Raw genomic sequence first — 3,009 nt, forward strand, 5'->3', positions numbered from 1 at the left:
AATGATTCTTCTAAACCTAAAAAGAAAAAATCCATAACTACTAAAAATATAAATATCTACGATATCTATATTTTACAAAAGTTCATAAGTTTAATGAAAGATTAAATCAACAGTCTTTCCTAAGCAAAAATAGAAAGATATTAATACTTAGCAAAGCAGCTTCATTAGCACCATATTTTCTAAACTTCTTACTGAAAGTAGCTTCTAGCTCTTTAGCATATTTTATAACCCAACGATTGAGGGTACTATGATCTATACTAACTCCACGCTCTTTCATCAACTCTTCTACATGCCTGTAGCTTAATGGATATGATAAATACTAACGAAGTGCTTGGAGAATTAGTAGTTTAGTAAAGTGTCTACCTGTGAAATCTAACATCTAAAATTTAAAGAAATATTTGTGATAAAATAATACTACAAAATTACGCAGTTGTCAGTTTACGACATAACCATTAATTTTAATAGCTTTGAGGGCTCACTGAGAATAGCTGGATAAATACAGCTAAAGGAGCAATTATAGATGCCACTTTGGTTGAGTCAGCAGTTTAGTGAATTCTCTACTATAACTTTAACATTTCAATTATTATTTCAAGAGTCCTTTCATTTAAATTATTAGATAATAACATACAAATATTAATGTTTTACAAATCATCTAGCTTATTTAAATATCAAAGATTAATGCAGAAGCGACAATATAAGAATAATCTTTAAACACAGTTTGGAGTCACATAAATACCTAGTGATAATCAACTGAGGACTATCATATCTAATATTGGTTCTGTCGCAAACTGACAACCGCGTAATTTTGTAGTATTATTTTATCACAAATATTTCTTTAAATTTTAGATGTTAGATTTCACAGGTAGACACTTTACTAAACTACTAATTCTCCAAGCACTTCGTTAGTATTTATCATATCCATTAAGCTACAGGCATGTAGAGGAGTTGATGAAAGAGCGTGGAGTTAGTATAGATCATAGTACCCTCAATCGTTGGGTTATAAAATATGCTAAAGAGCTAGAAGCTACTTTCAGTAAGAAGTTTAGAAAATATGGTGCTAATGAAGCTGCTTTGCTAAGTATTAATATCTTTCTATTTTTGCTTAGGATATGGTTAACTCACAGCATAGAGATAAGACAAAATAAGTATCTCAATAATTTGATAGAACAGGATCATAGGAATATCAAGAGGTTGACTCGACCCATGTTAGGTTTTAAAGCATGGGATTCTATGAAATTTACTATAGCAGGTTATGAGTTGGTTAACATGATCAAAAAAGATAAGCATATTAATGCTGGTAAGATGACTGTATGGGATCAATTTTATGCTATAGCTGCATAACTGTACCTAATGATAGCTAATTTTCGTAATATCGTACCCATGCCCACAGTTTGCGACAGAACCAAAAAAGGCATTAAAGAATATATGGATACTTATAATAATGAAAGACTATATTCAACTATTGGATATATAACTCCTGAAGAGGCGTATACAGGTATGTTAAATGTGGCATAAAAGTAAGGAATAAAAATATCTTACAAAGCGGTATTGACTAACAGAGACAGTTTACAGCTGTCTCAAAAAAACGATCGTTTGATGGGACTGTTCCCCTTCTTTTTTATTTGCAAATTTAGTGAGCATAGCATTATGATTAGTTTAGAAACAGATACAAAATATTATAATATTGAGATCATGAGAGACTTATTCGATGATCTATTAGTTGTCTGTGACTATGGGTCAAAAAATACTAAATTCTCTCATCGCAAAAATATACATGCTTCGTCTATGGCGGAAGCAAATTTAGTGATAGACAAAATTTTAAAGATAAGAGAAAAACATCATTACGGCCTAAACCTAAGGAACGGCTCTAAATTGGTAATCTGATAGCTATTTTTAGCCTTTTTAGTATCTCATTAATTACTAAAACCCTTTATTTTCAATGCTTAAAACATTTTTTATTGATCTGTATAAAAGGACAAATAATCATCTATATTATATAGGGAAATCTTTAATATTATCATCATAAGCTTCCTGAGCATCAGCTAATGATAGTTTAGAATAAATTTCCAATGATTGTCTAGTTTCATGACCAGAATAAGGTTGAATAAGAGCATCATCAATCCCCCTTTTCTTTAGCCATGTAAATAAAAAATGTCTAAGTACATGGGGTGATATATTCTTTGTCATACCTGCTAATTTGCTATATTTTTCTAAGATCTTACGAATTCCTCTATCGGAGTATGGTTTTGACCATGATGACTCAAATACACTTGATGTTGATGTACCTTTATTATTTGATTTATCTATATGTATAGCCAATGTTTCTCGAAAACTTTTTGGAAACGGAACTATGCGGTCTTTTTGTCCTTTACCAGAGATCACCTTTAATTGGCACCTATCTAAGTCTATATCTTGCTTTTTTAGTCTAATTAACTCACTAACCCTAATTCCTGTATATAGTAGAGTTTTTATGATTAAAACATCTTGTATGTTTTTACTCTTCCAAACAATATCATAATACTTTCGTAATTCATCTTCGGTTGGAACATAAGGCAATTTCTTAGGCTCCGTATCAACCTTTACTTCTAAGTATTTTCTTAATTCCACAAAAACTGCTCTAAGATAACGATAATCGGGATCTTCATGCCTAAAATATTTAGCTATTTGCATGGCTTTTTTTCTAGGTCCAGTACGCTTTTCCATATCATAAATCCTCAAAAATTCTTGTACCCATATCTAAGATAAACTCGCCATATGGGTTTATATGCTCATAAATCAGTGGAGTAATAGCTCGTTTATCTTCGGGAGTCATCTTACTGATCCAGCCAGATTCATCCAATATCTTTTGAATCATAATAGTATTTATTAGAGTCATACTTAATTGTAGTAAATGAAGACAAAGCATAGACAGTTCTGACTCAGCAGGATTATTGCTTCTTAATTTGCTATTATTTCCATAAAAAATAAAATCGTTAACTCCATTCCAGCGCTCAACTACATTGAGTCCTT

Annotated in this window: 4 protein-coding genes and 2 pseudogenes; 3 read left to right on the forward strand and 3 right to left on the reverse strand. The window is 31.1% G+C overall.

Features of this window, described 5'->3' with window-relative positions:
* Positions 1-178: 178 nt before the first annotated feature.
* A pseudogene (locus F3D57_RS10400) lies at positions 179-379 on the reverse strand (IS6 family transposase); the annotation flags it as partial.
* Positions 380-846: 467 nt separating this feature from the next.
* Here F3D57_RS10400 and F3D57_RS10080 point away from each other — a divergent pair.
* The 3 genes and pseudogenes from F3D57_RS10080 (at position 847) to F3D57_RS10085 (ending at position 1,884) form a co-directional block, all read left to right on the forward strand.
* Positions 847-1,341, forward strand: a pseudogene (locus F3D57_RS10080) (IS6 family transposase).
* Positions 1,342-1,350: 9 nt separating this feature from the next.
* Positions 1,351-1,515, forward strand: a complete 165-nt coding sequence (locus tag F3D57_RS10290; protein WP_191092393.1) for an IS3 family transposase — start codon at positions 1,351-1,353, stop codon at positions 1,513-1,515.
* Positions 1,516-1,647: 132 nt separating this feature from the next.
* Complete coding sequence (locus tag F3D57_RS10085) at positions 1,648-1,884, forward strand: hypothetical protein (protein WP_150466157.1); 237 nt, start codon at positions 1,648-1,650, stop codon at positions 1,882-1,884.
* Between the two features lie 108 nt (positions 1,885-1,992).
* On the opposite strand, the gene F3D57_RS10090 is transcribed toward F3D57_RS10085, so the two are convergent.
* Both F3D57_RS10090 and F3D57_RS10095 read right to left on the reverse strand, forming a co-directional pair.
* Positions 1,993-2,703, reverse strand: coding sequence for a tyrosine-type recombinase/integrase (locus F3D57_RS10090; RefSeq protein ID WP_150466158.1), 711 nt, complete (start codon positions 2,701-2,703; stop codon positions 1,993-1,995).
* Position 2,704: 1 nt separating this feature from the next.
* Positions 2,705-3,009: Tn3 family transposase (locus tag F3D57_RS10095; RefSeq protein WP_150466159.1), on the reverse strand; the 305-nt coding region annotated here is incomplete at its 5' end.

The sequence above is a fragment of the Francisella sp. SYW-2 genome (assembly GCF_008711475.1).
Taxonomy (GTDB): domain Bacteria; phylum Pseudomonadota; class Gammaproteobacteria; order Francisellales; family Francisellaceae; genus Francisella; species Francisella salimarina.

Excerpts from the sequence above, each read along its gene's own strand:
- F3D57_RS10090 (WP_150466158.1), bottom strand. The coding sequence starts at position 2,703 with ATGGAAAAGCGTACTGGACCTAGAAAAAAAGCCATGCAAATAGCTAAA.
- F3D57_RS10290 (WP_191092393.1), top strand. The coding sequence starts at position 1,351 with ATGATAGCTAATTTTCGTAATATCGTACCCATGCCCACAGTTTGCGAC.
- F3D57_RS10085 (WP_150466157.1), top strand. The coding sequence starts at position 1,648 with ATGATTAGTTTAGAAACAGATACAAAATATTATAATATTGAGATCATG.